The sequence below is a fragment of the Pseudomonas sp. PDM30 genome (genome assembly GCF_019218985.1).
In the GTDB taxonomy this organism is placed as follows: domain Bacteria; phylum Pseudomonadota; class Gammaproteobacteria; order Pseudomonadales; family Pseudomonadaceae; genus Aquipseudomonas; species Aquipseudomonas jessenii.
Genome location: NZ_JAHUWM010000002.1, coordinates 260,245 through 279,351, shown reverse-complemented (window position 1 = coordinate 279,351; position 19,107 = coordinate 260,245). Strand labels below are relative to the sequence as shown.

Here is a 19,107-nt window from a genome sequence, read left to right as displayed (position 1 = left end):
GCTAATTAGCTTGACGCCGTGTATCATACACGCACGCGATTTTTGGGGCCATTTATGCGGATCATCAGTGTGAACGTCAATGGTATTCAGGCTGCAGTCGAGCGTGGTTTGCTCAGTTGGCTGCAAGCACAGAATGCCGACGTCATCTGCCTGCAGGACACCCGTGCCTCCGCCTTTGAACTGGATGACCCAGCCTTCCAACTGGATGGCTACTTCCTTTATGCCTGCGATGCTGAAGTCCCTGCCCAAGGCGGCGTGGCTTTGTATTCGCGGTTGCAACCGAAGGCTGTCATCAGCGGTCTCGGTTTCGAGACGGCCGACCGCTACGGGCGCTACCTGCAAGCAGATTTCGACAAAGTCAGTATTGCCACCTTGCTGCTTCCTTCGGGGATGAACGGCGATGAGGATTTGAACCAGAAGTTCAAGCTCATGGACGACTTCGGCAAGTACCTGGACAAGCAGCGGCGCAAACGCCGCGAGTACATTTATTGTGGCTCGCTGTACGTGGCGCAGCAGAAGCTCGACATCAAGAACTGGCGCGACAGCCAGCAATCTCCGGGCTTCCTGGCACCTGAACGTGCCTGGATGGACGAGATTGTCGGCAACATGGGTTATGTCGACGCCCTGCGGGAAGTCAGCCGGGAAGGTGACCAGTACAGCTGGTGGCCGGACAACGAACAGGCGGAGATGCTCAACCTCGGTTGGCGCTTCGACTATCAGTTGCTGACCCCTGGCCTGCGCCGCTTCGTACGCAGCGCACGCCTGCCACGCCAGCCGCGGTTCTCGCAACACGCGCCGCTGATCGTGGACTACGACTGGACGCTGACCATTTAAGCGTCGTTTCGCAGACACAAAAAAGCCGACTTCAGGGTCGGCTTTTTTGTGGGCGACGCTGGCGCCGCCCTCTGTAGGAGCGAGCTTGCTCGCGATGGTGTGTCAGTTGACACCAATGTGGCTGACACATCTTCGCGAGCAAGCTCGCTCCTACAAGGGGATCCTGCTGATCGTTATTTGATCAACCGCCATGTGAACGGATACCGATAAGGCTGCCCTTCATTGGCCTTCACCCCGGCAATGATCGTTAGCACCAGCGCACCGATCGCGATCAGGCCAAACAGGAAGAACCCGATAATCACCAGCATCAGCAAGAAGCAGATAGCCGAAGCGATCGCCACGGTTATCTGAAAATTCAGTGCTTCCTTGCCCTGGGCATCGATGAACGGGTCCATCTCGCGCTTGATCTGCCAGAGAATCAGCGGACCGATGATCGTACCGAACGGAATCCAGATCCCCAGCAAGGCGGACAAGTGGCAAAACATGGCCCACTGACGCGCCTCTTGGCTCGGCGTGGGCAGCGGCAGTTGCTCGTCACTCATGGTGTCCTCCTTGTCTGGAGCAGCCCGGTCAGTCGGCCAGGGCGGCCTTTTGCAGTTCGAAGATCTCGTTCATGCCTTTCTTGGCCAGTTCGAGCATGGCGTTCAGCTCTTCAGGCTGGAACGGCGCGCCTTCGGCAGTGCCCTGGACTTCGATGAAGCCGCCAGCGCTGGTCATTACCACGTTCAGGTCAGTCTCGGCGGCCGAGTCTTCCAGGTAATCGAGGTCGAGCACCGGTTCACCCTTGTACATGCCCACGGATACAGCGGCGATCATCTGTTTGACCGGGTCGCCGCCCTTCAGGCCACCACGCTTCTTGATGACTTTCAAGGCATCGATCAGCGCAACCATGGAACCGGTAATCGAAGCCGTGCGGGTGCCGCCATCGGCCTGGATCACATCGCAGTCGACGTACAGGGTGACGTCACCCAGCTTGGACATGTCCAGAGCAGCGCGCAGGGAGCGACCGATCAGACGCTGGATTTCCAGGGTGCGGCCGCCTTGCTTGCCACGGCTGGCTTCACGCTGGTTACGCTCGCCGGTAGCACGCGGCAGCATGCCGTACTCGGCAGTCAACCAACCCTGGCCCTGGCCTTTCAGGAAACGCGGTACGCCCGGTTCAACGCTGACGGTGCAGATGACCTTGGTATCACCGAACTCGACCAGCACAGAACCCTCGGCGTGTTTGGTGTAGTTGCGGGTGATGCGGATCGAGCGGAGCTGATCGGCAGCGCGACCACTTGGACGTATCATAGGGAGTACCTGTACTGGGGACGGAAAACTGCGGAGCATTATAGAGCCGACGGCCGCCACTGGGCACTTCTAAAAAAATCCGCCGACGACCGAGGGCTCTGTACCGCGCGCCGGTGCAGGCCTGCCGCTCTTTGTCACACTGTGTGTTTGGGCGCATCCGCGCCACTGCGCTACAATCCTGCGCCTTTGCTGCCAGTCGGCTTTAATTCATTGATATCGGATTCCCGGAACCTCGGTTCTGTGCCGATCTGCCTTGCGAGGTACCTCCATGGTGCACAGCATGACCGCCTTCGCCCGCGTCGAGAAAGCCGGCGTCCAGGGCACCCTGAGCTGGGAACTGCGCTCGGTCAACAGCCGCTACCTGGAACCCCACCTGCGCCTGCCGGAGTCCTTTCGCGACCTCGAGGGCGCTGTTCGTGAAGCCCTGCGCCAGGGTGTATCGCGGGGCAAGCTTGAATGCACCCTGCGCTTCACCGAAGAAAACACCGGCAAGGCGCTGCAAATCGATCAGGAGCGCGCCGCGCAACTGGTCGCCGCCGCCGAGACCATCGCCAGCCTGATCAAGAACCCGGCAGCGCTGAACCCGCTGGAAGTCCTTGCCTGGCCCGGCGTACTGGTAGGCGACGCCACCGACCCGCAAGCCTTGAACGCCGAAGCGCTGGCACTGTTCAATCAGGGCCTCAAGGAGCTGAAGGCCGGCCGCGAGCGCGAAGGCGCGGAGCTGGCGCGACTGATCAACGAGCGCCTGAGCGCCATCGAAGAAGACGTGGTGACTTTGCGCGAACTGGTCCCGCAAATGCTCGCCACCCAGCGCCAGAAAGTCCTCGACCGTTTCGCCGACATGAAGGCCGAGATGGATCCGCAGCGCCTGGAGCAGGAAATGGTCATGCTCGCGCAAAAAAGTGACGTCGCCGAAGAACTGGATCGCCTGAGCACTCACATCATCGAAGTTCGCCGGGTGCTCAAATCCGGCGGTGCCGCCGGTCGGCGCCTGGACTTCCTGATGCAGGAACTCAACCGCGAAGCCAATACACTGGGCTCCAAAGCCTTCGACCCGCGCAGCACCCAGGCTGCGGTCAACCTCAAGGTGTTGATCGAACAGATGCGCGAACAAGTGCAGAATATTGAGTAAGGCTACCCCGACATGACACACAGCACCGGCACCCTGTACATCATTTCCGCTCCTTCGGGCGCGGGCAAGAGCAGTCTGGTCAAGGCTCTGACCGACGCAAATCCGGAGATCCGCGTCTCGGTCTCCCACACCACCCGCGCCATGCGCCCCGGTGAAGTGAATGGCGTGAACTATCACTTCGTCGACCGCAGCGAGTTCGTGAAGATGATCGAGCACGGGGACTTCCTCGAGCGCGCCGAAGTGTTCGGCAACCTCTACGGCACCTCGCAAAGCCACCTGCAGCAAACCCTGGACGAAGGCCACGACCTGATTCTGGAAATCGACTGGCAAGGTGCCGAGCAAGTGCGCAAGCTGATGCCTCAGGCCCGCTCGATCTTCATTCTGCCGCCGTCATTGCAGGCCCTGCACCAGCGCCTGACCAATCGCGGCCAGGACAGTGACGAAGTCATTGACGGCCGGATGCGCGAAGCCGTCAGCGAAATGAGCCACTACGTCGACTACGACTACCTGATCATCAACGACGATTTCGCCCACGCGCTGCACGACCTGAAGGCGATTTTCCGCGCCAATCAGCTGATTCAAAAGCGTCAGCAACAGCGTCACGGCAAATTGCTGGCTGAATTGCTCGGTTAATCAGCTCTTCCCAAAACCGCTGCAAGGGCTTTACATTGGTACTTGCAGCGCGTTGAAGGGCTTGGTCAAAAAATCAGCGCTTCCCTAATCGCTGGTGATTTTTTAAACTGTTGAGTCCGCTCGCCCATCCGGGCAGCGCGCATATTGCATTTGCTACGAGGAAGACCATGGCCCGCGTAACCGTTGAAGACTGCCTAGAACACGTGGATAACCGCTTTGAGCTGGTCATGCTCTCTACCAAGCGTGCCCGTCAACTGGCCACCGGCGGCAAAGAGCCGAAAGTAGCATGGGAAAACGACAAACCTACCGTCGTTGCCCTGCGCGAAATCGCTGAAGGCCTGATCGACTACGCAGCTATCGCCGAAGCCGAAATCGTTGAAGATGAACCGCTTTTTGCTGCATTCGAGGACGAGTCCAACGAGGCCGTCTAAGCCTATGCCTGGTCGACGTAGCACGGCGCGGGATAAAAGCTTACGGCAGGAGACATCATGCCGAGCATAGACGCCCTCGCCGATCGCTTATCGACCTACCTCGGCAAGGACCAGGTCAACCTGGTCCGCCGAGCGTATTTCTACGCCGAACAAGCCCACGACGGCCAACGCCGCCGTAGCGGTGAGGCGTACGTCACGCACCCACTCGCGGTTGCGAATATTCTTGCCGACATGCACATGGACCATCAGAGCCTGATGGCCGCGATGCTGCATGACGTGATCGAAGACACCGGTATTGCCAAGGAAGCGCTGCAAGCGCAGTTCGGCGAAACCGTGGCCGAACTGGTCGACGGGGTCAGCAAACTGACCCAGATGAATTTCGAGACCAAGGCCGAAGCACAAGCCGAAAACTTCCAGAAAATGGCCATGGCCATGGCCCGCGACATTCGCGTGATCCTGGTCAAGCTGGCCGACCGCCTGCACAACATGCGCACGCTGGAAGTGCTGTCCGGCGAAAAACGCCGGCGCATCGCCAAGGAAACCCTGGAAATCTATGCGCCCATCGCCAACCGGCTGGGCATGCATGCCATCCGCATAGAGTTCGAAGACCTCGGTTTCAAGGCCATGCACCCGATGCGTTCCGCGCGGATCTACCAGGCCGTCAAACGCGCCCGGGGCAACCGCAAGGAAATCGTCAACAAGATCGAAGAATCCTTAAGCCACTGCCTGGCCATCGATGGCATTCAGGGCGAGGTCAGCGGTCGCCAGAAACACCTCTACGGCATCTACAAGAAAATGCGCGGCAAGCGTCGGGCCTTCAACGAGATCATGGACGTCTACGCGTTCCGGATCATCGTCGACAAGGTCGATACCTGCTACCGCGTGCTGGGCGCTGTACATAACTTATATAAACCATTGCCGGGGCGCTTCAAGGATTACATCGCGATCCCCAAGGCCAACGGCTATCAGTCACTGCACACCACGCTATTCGGCATGCACGGTGTTCCGATCGAGATCCAGATCCGAACCCGTGAAATGGAAGAGATGGCCAACAACGGCATCGCCGCCCATTGGCTGTACAAATCCAGCGGCGACGAGCAGCCAAAAGGCACCCATGCCCGCGCCCGCCAGTGGGTCAAGGGCGTGCTGGAAATGCAGCAACGCGCCGGCAACTCGCTGGAATTCATCGAAAGCGTGAAGATCGACCTGTTCCCGGACGAGGTCTACGTGTTCACGCCCAAAGGCCGGATCATGGAGCTGCCCAAGGGCTCCACGGCGGTCGACTTCGCTTACGCGGTGCACACCGACGTCGGCAACAGCTGCATCGCCTGCCGGATCAACCGTCGACTCGCGCCGCTGTCCGAACCGCTGCAAAGCGGCTCCACGGTCGAGATCGTCAGCGCTCCCGGCGCACGGCCGAACCCGGCCTGGCTCAACTTCGTGGTCACTGGCAAGGCGCGCACGCACATACGCCACGCACTAAAGCTGCAACGCCGCTCCGAATCCATCAGCCTCGGCGAGCGCCTGCTGAACAAGGTCCTCAACGGCTTCGACAGCTCGCTGGAGAAAATCCCGGCCGAGCGCGTCAAGGCCATGCTGGTCGAGTACCGCCTGGAACTGATCGAAGACCTGCTGGAAGATATCGGCCTGGGCAATCGCATGGCCTATGTAGTGGCCCGCCGGTTGCTGGGCGAAGGCGAACAGTTGCCAAGCCCTGAAGGTCCGCTGGCGATTCGCGGCACCGAAGGCCTGGTGCTCAGCTACGCCAAGTGTTGCACCCCGATCCCGGGCGACCCGATTGTCGGCCACCTGTCCGCCGGCAAGGGCATGGTCGTGCACCTGGACAACTGCCGAAATATCAGCGAAATCCGCCACAACCCGGAAAAATGCATCCAGCTCTCGTGGGCCAAGGATGTCACCGGCGAATTCAACGTCGAACTGCGCGTCGAGCTGGAGCACCAGCGCGGCCTGATCGCCCTGCTGGCCAGCAGCGTCAACGCCGCCGACGGCAACATCGAGAAAATCAGCATGGATGAACGCGATGGTCGCATCAGCGTGGTCCAGTTGGTGGTCAGCGTGCACGACCGCGTGCACCTGGCCCGCGTGATCAAGAAACTGCGCGCCTTGACCGGGGTGATTCGCATCACCCGCATGCGCGCCTAAGCCCCTAATTACAAGGAGTCCTACATGACCAAGACTGTTATCACCAGCGACAAGGCCCCGGCCGCCATCGGTACTTACTCCCAGGCGATCAAGGCTGGCAACACCGTTTACATGTCGGGTCAGATTCCCCTGGACCCAAAAACCATGGAACTGGTTGAAGGCTTCGAAGCCCAGACCGTCCAGGTATTCGAGAACCTCAAGGCCGTGGCTGAAGCTGCCGGCGGTTCGTTTAAGGACATCGTCAAGCTGAACATCTTCCTCACCGACCTGAGCCACTTCGCCAAGGTCAACGAGATCATGGGCAAGTACTTCGACCAGCCTTACCCTGCACGCGCCGCCATCGGCGTAGCCGCCCTGCCAAAGGGTTCGCAGGTCGAAATGGATGCCATCCTGGTCATCGAGTAATGCGTACGGCGCAGCCTCGGGCTGCGCCGACTGCTCTGCTGTAAAGAAAGCTTGAAAGGATTCCACCATGCGCAACGCGCTTGTTCTCTCGCTGCTTGCCCTGTTCCTGGGCGGATGTGCCAGCAACCCTGCCGACCGCGACATCAGCGGCACCTGGATCAACCAGGTGGCGATCGATGCTGCCGCCAAAGGCGTCCCCCTGCGTGAAGCGCTCCAGGCCTATGGCCCGAACCTGGAATGGGACATCAACACCAAGGCCGGTCAGGCCCGCTACACCAACGGTTTTGAAAATGTCGATGGCAAGCTGCTGGGTGAAGAGTCCGGCGCCTGGAAAGTCGACTTTTATGGCAGCTCGGCCAGTGAACTGAAGCGTGACGGCAAGCAACTGAGCCAGTCCGCCAGCGACAATGAGCCTGAGCAAGTCTTCGACCGCGTACAGATCCAGGTACCGGATGGCGCACCGATGGGTGCCACCTTCGAGCGCGCCCTGTATTCAGCCTACATGGGCGGCGGCTGGACAATCGTCAACGGCCCGGGCGAAGGCAACACGGTTCAATTCCAGGCCGACGGCCAGGTGACCGGCCTGCCGGGCAGCGACCGCTATGCGTTGTGCCTGGCCGGCGATTGCGCATCCATGAGCGGCGGCAATGACAACATGTGGCTGCAACTCAATGGCCAGGGCAACGCCTGGATCTTTGCGCGCAAGGGCAAAGAGCTGGAGATTTTCCAGACCGTGAACACAGCGCAGGCGGACGAGATGCCTCAGTACACGCCGGGTGATCGCAAGTGGTTGCTGGAGAAGCAATAAGCGTCCCTTGAAAGCACCACGAAACACTGTGGGAGCGAGCTTGCTCGCGATGAGGCCATAACATCCAACATTATCGTTGACTGTTATGCCGCCATCGCGAGCAAGCTCGCTCCCACAGGTGTTTACGGTGCCTGGAAGTCAGCAGCGCCCTTCAATGATCGCCGCATACCCCTCGCGAAAACTCGGATACTTCGGCGTCCAGCCCAACGCTTTGGCCCGCGCATTACTGCAGCGCTTGCTGCCAGTGCGACGCACGCTGTCGTCATCGGCCCATTCGGTCACACCCAGATATTCGCGCAACCAGCCCACCACATCGGCCAGCGCTGCCGGCGCATCATCGACGCCGATGTAGACATCATCCAGCGCCACCCCACGCCGATCCGCCTCAAGCAGGCACGCGATCAACCCTGCGGCATCGTCGGCATGAATCCGATTGGCATACAACGGTGGCTCGACCGCCACACGATAACCCCGGCGCACCTGGGTCAGCAGCCATTCACGGCCGGGACCGTAAATGCCGGTCAGGCGCACGATACTGGCCGGAATGCCGCTCTTGAGGGCAAGTTGCTCGGCTTCGAGCATCACACGTCCGGAGTAGCCCGCCGCCACGGCCGGTGAAGCCTCGTCGACCCATTCGCCATTCTGCTGACCGTAGACACTGCTGCTGGAAACGAACAACAGGCGATTGGGCATCTGCCCGTAGTCGTCCAGCCACTCCAGCACATGCTCCAGCCCCTGAACATACGCAGCGCGGTAACCGGCTTCGTCGTGATCTGTGGCCGCCGCGCAATACACCAGGTAATCCACGGCGCCGATTGGCCAAGTGTCCGGGCAGTCTTTGTTGAACAGGTCACCGGCCACGCCGATGACGCCCTTGGGCAGGCGTGAAACGTCGCGTCGCAGGCCATGGACCTCCCACCCCGCCGCCAGCAATTGCGTGGCCAGGCGGCTGCCGACATCACCGCAGCCGGCGATCAAAACAGTAGGCGCAGACATCAGAAAACTCCCATCGGAAAGCCACAGACTAGCGCCGGCAACAGACAGGCGGCTAGTAATGCAGGAAAAAAAGAGACGCTATTACTTCTGTTAACAAGAATTACTTGCAATAATGCCTCCCCACTTTTGTTCTCGGCCTTCGAGGCCTGGAAGAACATCACCCGTTTTTTCTCTCAGGTCCGGCCAGCATGACACGCAATCAATTCTCCGCTTCGCCAACCAAACGACCTCGCGCCTGGAGCGCGGTGGCCGCCCTGTTCTTCAGCCTGATGCTCGCGCCAGTTGCCGCTTTCGCCGATGCCCAGGCACCAGCCACACCAGCCGCCACCGCGCCCGCTCCGGCCGATCACGCCGCCCCGGCCGTTGCTCCGATCGCGACCGATCCTGCCCAGGCCGCACCGACAGAAGCGTTGGGCGAAGACGTCCCTGAAGTCCTCGAAGCCGACAACACCCTGGGCATGGCCCACGACCTGTCGCCGTGGGGCATGTACAAGAATGCCGACATCATCGTGAAAATCGTGATGATCGGCCTGGCCATCGCCTCGATCATCACCTGGACCATCTGGATCGCCAAGGGCCTTGAGCTGATGGGCGCCAAGCGTCGTCTGCGCGGTGAAATCGCCCAACTGAAAAAATCCGCCTCCCTCAAGGAAGCCAGCGCCACCGCGGCGAAGGAAGGCACCCTGGCCAACCTGCTGGTACATGACGCCCTTGAAGAGATGCGCCTGTCGGTCAACAGCCGCGAGAAAGAAGGCATCAAGGAACGCGTCAGCTTCCGTCTTGAGCGCCTGGTCGCGGCCTGCGGTCGCAACATGAGCAGCGGCACCGGCGTGCTGGCCACCATCGGTTCCACCGCGCCGTTCGTCGGCCTGTTCGGTACCGTGTGGGGCATCATGAACAGCTTCATCGGCATCGCCAAGACCCAGACCACCAACCTCGCCGTCGTCGCCCCCGGTATCGCCGAAGCCCTGCTGGCTACCGCGCTGGGCCTGGTTGCAGCTATCCCTGCGGTCGTGATCTACAACGTCTTTGCCCGCTCCATCGCCGGTTACAAGGCTCAGGTGTCCGATGCGTCGGCACAGGTCCTGCTGTTGGTCAGCCGCGACCTCGACCACCAGCCTGAGCGCAGCTCGCAACCGCACATGGTGAAAGTGGGGTAATCGGCCATGGGCCTGCATTTGAAAGAAGGGGCAGACGACGATCTGTCCGAAAACCACGAAATCAACGTTACGCCGTTCATTGACGTGATGTTGGTGCTGTTGATCATTTTCATGGTGGCGGCCCCGCTGGCCACCGTGGACATCAAGGTCGACCTGCCCGCCTCGACCGCCAAGCCGGCTCCGCGGCCAGAGAAACCGGTGTTCCTCAGTGTCAAGGCTGACCAGCGCCTGTTCCTTGGTGAAGACGAAGTGAAGGCCGACGCACTCGGCGCCACCCTCGACGCCAAGACCCAGGGCAAGAAAGAAACGACAATCTTCTTCCAGGCCGACAAAGGCGTGGATTACGGCGATCTGATGAGCGTGATGGACAACCTGCGTTCCGCCGGTTACCTGAAGGTAGGTCTGGTCGGACTCGAGACGGCAGCCAAGAAATGATCACGACGCGCCATAAGCTGACGCGTTACAGCGGTAGCCTGGCCGTGGTGCTGGGCGTTCACGCGCTGGCCATCGCGCTGGCGTTGAACTGGTCCGCCCGTCCGCCCATCGAATTGCCCCCTCAGGCAATGATGGTCGAACTGGCACCGGTTCCTGCCCCGCCACCGCCTGCTCCGCCGAAGGTCGTCACCCCGCCGCAGCCACCGGCTCCGGTTGAAGAACTGCCGATACCCAAGCTCGCTGAAGCGCCGAAAGCTGAAATTGCCGTGCCCAAGCCGGTCAAGCCAAAGCCAAAGCCGCAGCCACCCAAGCCGGTAGAGAAAAAACCCGAACCGCCGAAGGAAAAACCGGCCGAGGAAAAGCCTGCCGAAACGCAACAGACTCAGGCACCAACGGAGAAATCCGCCCAGCCTGCGCCGGGCCCATCGCCTGCTCAATTGGCAGCCAAGGCCAGTTGGCAAGGCACGCTGTTGGCACACCTGCAGAAGTACAAAAAGTACCCTGCAAGTGCCCAGGCGCGGGGCAAGGAAGGCATGAACCGTCTGCGCTTCGTCGTGGATGCCGAAGGCAATGTGTTGTCGTTTGAGCTGGTAGGAGCCTCGGGCACTGCCGATCTGGACCGGGCCACTCTGGAAATGATCCGCCGCGCCCAACCGCTGCCCAAGCCACCGGCCGACATGCTGACCAATGGCTCCATCGAAATCGTTGCACCGTTTGTTTATTCGCTGGAAAAACGCCGCCGTTAAAACAGTACTGCCCCTGTGGGAGCGAGCTTGCTCGCGATAGCGGTCTAACATTCAACGCAGATGTCGAATGCTGGGCCCTCATCGCGAGCAAGCTCGCTCCCACAGAGATTTCTGCCAGCAGGAAGCTCGCGTTCCAAGCCCAAAAGGCACCGAAAGGTGCCTTTTGCATATCTGCCAGCGGCAAACTGGGATTACCCGGTGTCACTCGACACACTCAGTCTGATAACGTGCGTCTATCGATTGCAGCCGGTATGCTTGGCCCGCAACTACATGGACGCTTGCTATGACCCTCACAGAATTACGCTACATCGTTACCCTCGCCCAAGAGCAGCACTTCGGCCACGCGGCCGAGCGTTGCCACGTCAGCCAGCCGACCCTGTCGGTGGGTGTGAAAAAGCTTGAAGACGAACTCGGTGTGCTGATTTTCGAGCGCAGCAAAAGCGCCGTGCGCCTGACGCCGGTCGGCGAAGGCATCGTGGCCCAGGCCCAAAAGGTATTGGAACAAGCCCAAGGCATCCGCGAACTGGCCCAGGCCGGCAAGAACCAGCTGACCGCCCCACTCAAAGTCGGCGCGATCTACACCGTCGGGCCGTACCTGTTTCCGCACCTGATTCCACAACTGCACCGGGTCGCCCCGCAGATGCCGTTGTACATCGAAGAAAACTTCACCCACGTGCTGCGCGACAAACTGCGCAACGGCGAGCTCGACGCGATCATCATCGCCCTGCCGTTCAATGAAGCCGACGTTCTGACCCTGCAGCTCTACGACGAGCCGTTCTACGTGCTGATGCCGGCGCAGCACCCGTGGACCCAAAAGGAATCCATCGACGCCAGCCTGCTCAATGACAAGAGCCTGTTGCTGCTCGGCGAAGGCCACTGCTTCCGCGATCAGGTATTGGAAGCCTGCCCGACCCTGACCAAAGGCAACGACGGCGCCAAGCACACCACCGTGGAATCCAGCTCCCTGGAAACCATTCGCCACATGGTCGCCTCGGGTCTCGGGATTTCGATCCTGCCGTTGTCGGCGGTCGACAGCCATCACTACGCCCCCGGCGTGATCGAGGTGCGTCCGTTGTCGGCACCCGTACCGTTCCGCACTGTGGCCATTGCCTGGCGCGCCAGCTTCCCGCGCCCGAAAGCGATTGAAATCCTCGCCGACTCCATTCGCCTGTGCTCGGTGGCCAAGCCAGCGGCGCAAGTCGCTGCGGGCTAAGCAACGGTCATGAGCGAGTTGTCGCAAGTGTCGGTGACGGCACTCAAGGGTGTCGGTGAAGCCATGGCCGAGAAACTGGCCAAGGTCGGCCTGGAAAACCTCCAGGACGTGTTGTTTCACCTGCCCCTGCGTTATCAGGACCGCACTCGCGTGGTGCCAATCGGCGCACTGCGGCCAGGTCAGGATGCGGTCATCGAAGGCACTGTCAGCGGTGCCGATGTGGTCATGGGCCGGCGGCGCAGCCTTGTAGTTCGGTTGCAGGATGGCACCGGCGGACTCAGCCTGCGCTTCTACCATTTCAGCAACGCGCAAAAGGAAGGCCTCAAACGCGGCACACGGATTCGCTGCTACGGCGAAGCGCGGCCCGGTGCTTCGGGGCTGGAGATCTACCACCCGGAATACCGCGCCATCACCGGCGACGAACCGCCGCCGGTGGATGAAACCCTGACCCCGGTCTACCCGCTCACCGAAGGCCTGACCCAACAGCGCTTGCGCCAGTTGTGCATGCAGACCCTCACCCTGCTAGGCCCCAGCAGCCTGCCCGACTGGCTGCCGAGCGAACTGGCCCGCGACTACCAACTGGCACCGCTGGCCGATGCGATCCGCTACCTGCACAACCCGCCCGCCGATGCCGACGTCGATGAACTGGCCCTCGGTCACCACTGGGCGCAGCACCGTCTGGCTTTCGAAGAACTGCTGACCCATCAACTGTCGCAACAGCGCCTTCGTGAAAGCATGCGCGCCCTGCGTGCGCCCGCGATGCCCAAAGCGACCAAGCTGCCGGCCAAATACCTGGCCAACCTCGGCTTCAGCCCGACCGGTGCCCAGCAGCGGGTCGGCAACGAAATCGCCTATGACCTCAGCCAGCACGAACCGATGCTACGGCTGATCCAGGGCGATGTCGGCGCCGGCAAAACCGTGGTCGCCGCCCTTGCCGCACTGCAAGGGCTGGAGGCCGGTTATCAGGTCGCGCTGATGGCGCCCACCGAGATTCTCGCCGAGCAGCACTTCATCACCTTCAAGCGCTGGCTCGAACCGCTGGGCATCGAAGTTGCGTGGCTGGCCGGCAAGCTCAAGGGCAAGAACCGCGTCGCCGCGCTGGAGCAAATCGCCAACGGCACGCCGATGGTGGTCGGCACCCACGCGCTGTTCCAGGACGAAGTGCAATTCAAGAACCTGGCACTGGTGATCATCGACGAACAGCACCGTTTCGGCGTACAGCAGCGTCTGGCCCTGCGGCAGAAAGGCGTCGGCGGGCGCATGTGCCCGCATCAGCTGATCATGACCGCCACGCCGATTCCGCGCACGCTGGCCATGAGTGCCTACGCCGACCTCGACACCTCGATCCTCGACGAACTGCCCCCCGGCCGATCCCCGGTCAACACCGTGCTTATCACCGACACCCGGCGGGTCGAAGTCATCGAGCGAGTACGCAGCGCTTGCGCCGAAGGGCGTCAGGCCTATTGGGTGTGCACGCTGATCGAAGAGTCGGAAGAGCTGACCTGCCAGGCAGCGGAAACCACTTTTGAGGACCTCACCGCCGCCCTCGGCGAACTGAAGGTCGGGCTGATCCACGGCCGCATGAAGCCTGCGGAAAAAGCCGCGGTGATGGCCGAATTCAAGGCCGGCAACTTGCAATTGCTGGTCGCGACCACGGTGATCGAAGTCGGCGTGGACGTGCCCAACGCCAGCCTGATGATCATCGAGAATCCTGAACGCCTGGGCCTGGCGCAATTGCACCAGTTGCGCGGCCGCGTCGGCCGGGGCAGCGCCGTCAGCCATTGCGTGCTGCTCTACCATCCGCCGCTGTCGCAGATCGGCCGCCAGCGCCTGGGCATCATGCGTGAAACCAACGATGGTTTCGTCATCGCCGAAAAGGATCTGGAACTGCGCGGCCCCGGCGAAATGCTCGGCACCCGGCAGACAGGTTTACTTCAATTCAAGGTCGCCGACCTGATGCGCGATGCCGATTTGCTGCCCGCCGTGCGGGATGCCGCCCAGGCATTGCTCGAGCGCTGGCCGACCCACGTCAGCCCGCTACTCGATCGATGGCTGCGTCATGGCCAACAATACGGCCAAGTGTGACAACCGTCACGGTTTCTGAGGCGTGGCCCCAAGCAAGCTGGTTATACTCCTGCAATTGTTTAAGTCCGGATACAGACCATGACCGACGTTGCCTTCGCACCCGACACCCCGCACGCTCCGTCGGTTATTCGGCTGATGCTGGGCAAGTTGGGCATTGCCTACGAAGAAGTGCTGGACCGTCACGGTCTCAATGCCGCGCGCAAAGTGCAGGCTGTTCTCCTGGATGACAGCATTGGCGTATTGATGGTGCTGTTCCCGCAGAGCCAATTGCTGGACCTCAATCGCCTGACCGAACTCACCGGTCGCCGCCTCGCCGCCGTACCCACCGAACGCCTGACAAAAATGCTCGGCAAGCACAATCTCAGCTTGCTGCCGGGCTTGCCGGCGCTGACCAGTTCACCGTGCCTGTATGACGAAAGCCTGCTGCGCGAGCCGAAGTTGCTGATCAACTCCGGTGAGCCGGGCGTGCTGCTGGAAATCACCAGCGAAGACTTCAAGGCGACCATGCTGACCAAGGCCAGCGCCGCCAACTTCGGCGAAAACCTGACCAGCATCCGTCCCAACCTCGACCGCCCCGATGACGACCGCGAGGAAATCACCCAGGCCGTCCAGGCGTTCACCGCACGGCGTATCCAGCAGCGTCTGGAAGCGACCATCGAAATTCCGCCGCTGGCCGAAACCGCGCAAAAAATCATCAAGCTGCGCGTCGACCCCAACGCCACTATCGACGACATCACCGGCGTGGTCGAAACCGACCCGGCGCTGGCCGCACAAGTGGTGAGCTGGGCGGCATCGCCCTACTACGCGTCGCCGGGAAAGATCCGCTCCGTTGAAGACGCCATCGTGCGCGTGCTGGGCTTCGACCTGGTGATCAACCTGGCGCTGGGCCTGGCCCTGGGCAAAACCCTGAGCCTGCCCAAGGACCACCCGCAACACTCCACCCCGTACTGGCAGCAATCGATCTACACCGCCGCCGTCATCGAAGGCCTGACCCGCGCCATGCCGCGCGCCCAGCGTCCGGAAGCCGGCCTGACCTACCTCGCCGGCCTGCTGCACAACTTCGGCTACCTGCTGCTGGCCCATGTGTTCCCGCCGCACTTCTCGCTGATCTGCCGTCACTTGGAGGTCAACCCGCACCTGTGCCACAGCTACATCGAGCAACACCTGCTGGGCATCAGCCGCGAACAAATCGGCGCATGGCTGATGCGCCACTGGGACATGCCCGAAGAACTGTCCACAGCGCTGCGCTTCCAGCACGACCCAGCCTACGACGGCGCCTACGCCGAGTACCCGAACCTGGTCTGCCTGGCCGTGCGCCTGCTGCGCAGCCGTAACATCGGCTCCGGCCCCGACGAAGACATCCCCGACGCGCTGCTTGAGCGCCTAGGCCTGAGCCGCGCCAAGGCCGAAGATGTGGTCAGCAAAGTCCTCGAGGCCGAAGTGCTGCTGCGCGAACTGGCTTCGCAATTCACTCAAGGCTGAAAAGCATCGCGAGCAAGCTCGCTCCCACAAGGATCACCAAAACCTTGTAGGAGCGAGCTTGCTCGCGAAAGTCGTCAACGATGACGCGTGCATCCTGGATAACCGCGGGGGCCTTGAGTTTCTCGCGAGCAAGCTCGCTCCTACACCTTCTTCGGCTTCAAATACTTCGTCAGCCCCTGGAGCCAGATCACCAGCGCCGGGTTGCCCTTGATCTGAATCGACTTGTCCTGGATCCCCGTCATGAACGCCAGCTGCTTGTTCTTCGCCTGCATCGTGGCAAAGCCATACGCGGCGTCTTTAAAGGCAATCGCAAACGCAGGCTCGGCATGCACACCCGATTGACTGGTGATGCGCTGGTCCTTCACGCGGAAATGCCGCGCCACTTTCCCGTCCAGGGTCTGCAGCTGAAACACCAGGTCCTTGTCACCCAACTGCTGCTGAAACGCCGGATTGGTCCGGCTGGCCTTACCCATCAACAAACCCAGCATCCACAGCAGAAAACGAAATTTCATGCGCACAGCCTCAGAAGGAAAATGAACGGCTGGGGCAGTTTAACGGCTTCGAACGAGAACGCCACTATTGTGTATCGTTAGCGGGAGATGATGTTATTTTTGACGCTGATGACTACCAAGTCACGGAACAAATAGAGTGATGCCGTCACTCCCGGCAGGATGCTTCTACCGGCAGAATTTGGCCGATTGCTGCCTGCCACGCAGGGCAGCAAATGACCATAGCGGACATGCTGAACGGCGATTACGGTGTCGGCAATCCTAGTCGATGTGCTTCTTCGCGCACATTCATCCTTGCGCCCTTGAGCGCCGGCTGGTGGCCGAGCAGGCGGGTGGCAGGTTCCAGGCTATCATCCGCAGGCACGAGCAACGCCTGCAAGCTCTCTGGATCGATAACACCCCAGTTTGTTAAATCGAAACAACCGCTACCGCTGCATACCGCTTGGTAGACGATTCGTGGGGCGCTGCTCGCGTCTGTGTCACACGTGCCTCCAATGAAATCGACGTTGCTGTACCGTAGAAGTGTCGAACGCGGACCTCGCTCTACACGCAGTATGACGTCAGCGCCTTCAGTCGATCGTAATGGCAGGGTCGTGTCGACGCTCATAGTGACTGTGGCTTCACCACACTGGAAAACCTGTTCGGCCAAAACCGATTGAGAAGTCATTGTGAGCAGGAGGGAACAGGCGGCGATCCGTAGCATGCTGGTAGCTCAGAAATAGACAAAAAACTGGATGCTAGCAGACCTGTCTGCGAACCAGACGGAATCCACACACGCCCGGGGTTTCAGGTCCGCTCCGGGCCGTTTGCTGCCTGTTTATATCACTGCAGCAGTGTGAAGTTCATTGTCGAACAAGAATACGGAGCATGACGGTCGAACTCGATTTGATTCCCCGCGATGGGTGTTTAAGGAAAGTGCGACTTCGCCCTTAATCCCCTCAACCTTCTCAGACATTTCCTTCGAAATGCCGAGCCCTCCATGAACCGGGCACCCTCCACAGGATCATCTGGATGAGCCGGAAATGGCGGCGATTCTCGCCAAGCAACAAAGCGGGCTCGGCTGATTCGTCACCCACAAAAAATGGGCACCCAACCCTGGTTGGCGTGCCCATTTTTTATTCCACTCCCCCGCTACGCGGGAGGTGAAAACGGATTACGGATTAACGCTGTCTTTCAACGATTTCCCAGGCTTGAAAGCAACGGTGTTGCTGGCCTTGATTTTGACGGGTTCACCGGTTTGCGGGTTTTTGCCGGTGCGGGCACCGCGATGGCGTTGCAGGAAGGTGCCGAAGCCCACCAGCGTCACGCTGTCTTTGCGGTGCAGGGCACCGGTGATTTCTTCAAGAACGGCGTTGAGAACGCGGTTGGCTTGTTCTTTGGTGAGGTCTGCTTTTTCAGCAATGGCTGCAGCGAGGTCTGGTTTACGCATGTGAGTGAAGCCCCTTTGACGGTTTGTTGTTGTTATGTCCGTGCTGCTCTCTACGGAGCAGCGCCCAAAGCGCCGCAGATGCTCTACTCTGCGGCAGACGGGAGTGAGGATGGCACGCAGTGAGGCCCCGCGCCAGTATCGGCGCGGCCATTGTTAGGGCAAAAGGGGGGGTGATTCCGACAGAACGACCGGTATTTATGCCAACAGGGCCGGAAGCTCTTTGTTCAGGGCCAGTTTTTCCATCACGGCGGCACCGGTGAGGGCGTAACCGAGCAGCTTGCCCGCGGCATCGCGGCATAAAACCTTGATGTCGGCGCCCTGCCCTTCGACTGTCCAGATGCCCTCTGCGCCCCGTGGCGGCGGGGACACCACCAACGGGCAAACCGGGGTCTTGACGGTGATCGGCATCGGGCCATAGGTGACGGCGGTCGGGTTGCCGGCCAGGGTTTGCGCCAGCGCTCGCGCACAGCTCATCAGGGGCATCACGTACAGCAGGTTCAACCCGTCGACCTCGGCGCAGTCGCCCAGGGCGTAGATGTTGGCGTGGGAAGTCTTCAGGTGCCGGTCGACCATGATGCCGCGGTTGACCTGCAGACCGGCCGCAGCCGCCAGGTCGACGCGCGGTCGCAGGCCAATGGCCGAGACCACCACGTCGCACGGGATCACCTGGCCATCGGACAGGTGCGCTTCCAGGCCGTCAGCAACGCGCTGCAGGCGGTTGAGCACCGGCCCGAGGTGGAAGCGAGCGCCAAGGCTTTCGAGGCCTGCCTGCACCGCAGCGGCGGCGGCCGGGTGCAAAAGGGTCGGCATGACCTGTTCGCACGGCGCAACCAGCTGCACTTCGTAGCCACCCAAGGTCAGGTCGTTGGCGAACTCGCAGCCGATCAGGCCGGCGCCGAGCAGCAGCACGCGGCGCTTGCCGGCTGCCGCCGCACGGAAGCGTGCGTAGTCTTCCAGGTCGTTGATCGGGAACACGCAGTCTGCCGCGTCGCCTTCAATGGGTACACGCACGGTTTCGGCGCCCCAGGCCAGGATCAGGTCGCGGTAGATCACCGCTTCTTCACCGATCCACAAGCGCTTGTGGCCCGGGTCGATACCGCTGATGCGCGTGTGGGTGCGTATTTCAGCCTTGAGCTGTTCGGCCATGGCGCCGGGTTCGGCCATGCTCAGGCCGTCGGCATCCTTGTTTTTGCCGAAGCCGGTGGAGAGCATCGGCTTGGAGTAGGAGCGCCCGTCATCGGCGGTAATCAGCAGCAGCGGGGTTTCGCTATCGAGTTTGCGAAACTCGCGGGCCACGTTGTAGCCAGCCAGGCCGGTGCCAATGATTACGACAGGTGCGTTCATTCCTTACTC

General features: G+C 61.0%; 19 protein-coding genes. 13 read left to right on the top strand and 6 right to left on the bottom strand.

The window, feature by feature from the left end:
* Positions 1–54 precede the first annotated feature (54 nt).
* Positions 55–834, top strand: a complete 780-nt coding sequence (locus tag KW840_RS05255; RefSeq protein ID WP_003229491.1) for an exodeoxyribonuclease III — start codon at positions 55–57, stop codon at positions 832–834.
* 173 nt (positions 835–1,007) lie between these two features.
* Here the strand turns inward: KW840_RS05255 and KW840_RS05250 are convergent, their stop codons facing one another.
* Together KW840_RS05250 and rph are read right to left on the bottom strand one after the other, a co-directional pair.
* A complete protein-coding gene (locus KW840_RS05250) occupies positions 1,008–1,376 on the bottom strand; it encodes a DUF4870 domain-containing protein (protein ID WP_057712740.1) in 369 nt (122 codons plus the stop codon).
* A 28-nt stretch (positions 1,377–1,404) separates the two neighbouring features.
* Positions 1,405–2,127 carry a ribonuclease PH gene (gene rph / locus KW840_RS05245; RefSeq protein WP_007989575.1) on the bottom strand — a complete coding sequence of 241 codons (723 nt, stop codon included), beginning with the start codon at positions 2,125–2,127 and terminating at the stop codon, positions 1,405–1,407.
* A 268-nt stretch (positions 2,128–2,395) separates the two neighbouring features.
* On the opposite strand from rph, the gene KW840_RS05240 reads away from it, so the two are divergent.
* From KW840_RS05240 to KW840_RS05215, 6 genes are all read left to right on the top strand, one after another.
* Positions 2,396–3,259, top strand: coding sequence for a YicC/YloC family endoribonuclease (locus KW840_RS05240; protein ID WP_057712739.1), 864 nt, complete (start codon positions 2,396–2,398; stop codon positions 3,257–3,259).
* Positions 3,260–3,271: 12 nt separating this feature from the next.
* A complete protein-coding gene (gmk, locus tag KW840_RS05235; RefSeq protein ID WP_046038947.1) occupies positions 3,272–3,892 on the top strand; it encodes a guanylate kinase in 621 nt (206 codons plus the stop codon).
* Positions 3,893–4,059: 167 nt separating this feature from the next.
* Positions 4,060–4,323: a DNA-directed RNA polymerase subunit omega gene (gene rpoZ / locus KW840_RS05230; RefSeq protein ID WP_007921129.1), complete on the top strand. Its 264-nt coding sequence runs from the start codon at positions 4,060–4,062 to the stop codon at positions 4,321–4,323.
* Between the two features lie 57 nt (positions 4,324–4,380).
* The gene (gene spoT, locus KW840_RS05225; protein WP_008047084.1) at positions 4,381–6,486 is read left to right on the top strand and encodes a bifunctional GTP diphosphokinase/guanosine-3',5'-bis pyrophosphate 3'-pyrophosphohydrolase; all 2,106 of its coding nucleotides are present in this window, start codon (positions 4,381–4,383) and stop codon (positions 6,484–6,486) included.
* 24 nt (positions 6,487–6,510) lie between these two features.
* Positions 6,511–6,891 carry a RidA family protein gene (locus tag KW840_RS05220; RefSeq protein ID WP_003229509.1) on the top strand — a complete coding sequence of 127 codons (381 nt, stop codon included), beginning with the start codon at positions 6,511–6,513 and terminating at the stop codon, positions 6,889–6,891.
* Positions 6,892–6,958: 67 nt separating this feature from the next.
* Positions 6,959–7,699 carry a hypothetical protein gene (locus KW840_RS05215; protein WP_057712738.1) on the top strand — a complete coding sequence of 247 codons (741 nt, stop codon included), beginning with the start codon at positions 6,959–6,961 and terminating at the stop codon, positions 7,697–7,699.
* Positions 7,700–7,837: 138 nt separating this feature from the next.
* Here KW840_RS05215 and KW840_RS05210 read toward each other — a convergent pair whose 3' ends face one another.
* On the bottom strand, positions 7,838–8,695 hold the full coding sequence (locus KW840_RS05210) for an SDR family oxidoreductase (RefSeq protein ID WP_150812725.1): 858 nt from the start codon (positions 8,693–8,695) through the stop codon (positions 7,838–7,840).
* A gap of 188 nt (positions 8,696–8,883) precedes the next feature.
* On the opposite strand from KW840_RS05210, the gene exbB reads away from it, so the two are divergent.
* The 6 genes from exbB (at position 8,884) to KW840_RS05180 (ending at position 15,816) form a co-directional block, all read left to right on the top strand.
* Positions 8,884–9,855, top strand: coding sequence for a tonB-system energizer ExbB (gene exbB, locus KW840_RS05205; RefSeq protein ID WP_218494615.1), 972 nt, complete (start codon positions 8,884–8,886; stop codon positions 9,853–9,855).
* Between the two features lie 6 nt (positions 9,856–9,861).
* The gene (exbD, locus tag KW840_RS05200) at positions 9,862–10,290 is read left to right on the top strand and encodes a TonB system transport protein ExbD (protein WP_218494614.1); all 429 of its coding nucleotides are present in this window, start codon (positions 9,862–9,864) and stop codon (positions 10,288–10,290) included.
* A complete protein-coding gene (locus KW840_RS05195) occupies positions 10,287–11,036 on the top strand; it encodes an energy transducer TonB (protein WP_015097375.1) in 750 nt (249 codons plus the stop codon). Before exbD ends, KW840_RS05195 begins: the two co-directional genes overlap by 4 nt.
* Positions 11,037–11,319: 283 nt before the next feature.
* Positions 11,320–12,249, top strand: a complete 930-nt coding sequence (locus KW840_RS05190; protein ID WP_008047093.1) for a hydrogen peroxide-inducible genes activator — start codon at positions 11,320–11,322, stop codon at positions 12,247–12,249.
* A gap of 9 nt (positions 12,250–12,258) precedes the next feature.
* Positions 12,259–14,334, top strand: a complete 2,076-nt coding sequence (gene recG, locus KW840_RS05185) for an ATP-dependent DNA helicase RecG (protein WP_218494613.1) — start codon at positions 12,259–12,261, stop codon at positions 14,332–14,334.
* 78 nt (positions 14,335–14,412) lie between these two features.
* Positions 14,413–15,816 (top strand): aminoacyl-tRNA deacylase and HDOD domain-containing protein, encoded by a 1,404-nt coding sequence (locus tag KW840_RS05180; RefSeq protein WP_218494612.1) that lies wholly within the window; start codon positions 14,413–14,415, stop codon positions 15,814–15,816.
* A 140-nt stretch (positions 15,817–15,956) separates the two neighbouring features.
* On the opposite strand, the gene KW840_RS05175 is transcribed toward KW840_RS05180, so the two are convergent.
* The 3 genes from KW840_RS05175 to KW840_RS05165 form a co-directional block, all read right to left on the bottom strand.
* Positions 15,957–16,328, bottom strand: a complete 372-nt coding sequence (locus tag KW840_RS05175) for a helicase (protein ID WP_218494611.1) — start codon at positions 16,326–16,328, stop codon at positions 15,957–15,959.
* 1,150 nt (positions 16,329–17,478) lie between these two features.
* Positions 17,479–17,754, bottom strand: a complete 276-nt coding sequence (locus KW840_RS05170) for an HU family DNA-binding protein (protein ID WP_003195589.1) — start codon at positions 17,752–17,754, stop codon at positions 17,479–17,481.
* A gap of 195 nt (positions 17,755–17,949) precedes the next feature.
* Positions 17,950–19,098 (bottom strand): NAD(P)/FAD-dependent oxidoreductase, encoded by a 1,149-nt coding sequence (locus KW840_RS05165; protein ID WP_008045504.1) that lies wholly within the window; start codon positions 19,096–19,098, stop codon positions 17,950–17,952.
* Between the last annotated feature and the right edge of the window lie 9 nt (positions 19,099–19,107).